The following is a 351-nucleotide window of genomic DNA, read 5'->3' as shown; positions in this document are numbered from 1 at the left end:
GACCAGCGGGTCACCGCCGTCCGCGAGCCGGACGGCGGTGACCTCGCCGACCAGGATCAGGTGGTCGCCGGCGGGGTGCCGGTCGTACACCGCGCAGTCGAGCTGGCAGAGGGCGTCGACGTCGATCTCGACGGCGTCGTCGAGGAAGCGGTCGAGGAGGACGGGGTGTTCGGAGACGAGACCGGCGTGGCGTTCCAGGTAGGAGGCGAGGGACGTCTCGTCGTAGACGATCTCCATGCCGCGTCCGCCCTGCACGTAGGAGGGACGGGCCAGGACCGGGTAGCCGATCTCGTCGGCGATGGCCTTCGCGTCCTCGAAGGAGAACGCGGTGCCGTGCTTGGGGGCGGGCAG

At 70.9% G+C, this 351-nt stretch carries 1 protein-coding gene; it reads right to left on the bottom strand.

Annotated elements, in window-relative coordinates; genetic code table 11:
* Window positions 1-351: flavin reductase family protein (locus tag PUR61_RS16520; RefSeq protein WP_329879610.1), on the bottom strand; the 351-nt coding region annotated here is incomplete at both ends.

It is taken from the genome of Streptomyces sp. BE20, assembly GCF_036322525.1.
GTDB lineage: Bacteria > Actinomycetota > Actinomycetes > Streptomycetales > Streptomycetaceae > Kitasatospora.
The sequence above is the reverse complement of the archived record's forward strand: the minus strand, read 5'-3'. Positions and strand labels throughout refer to the sequence as shown.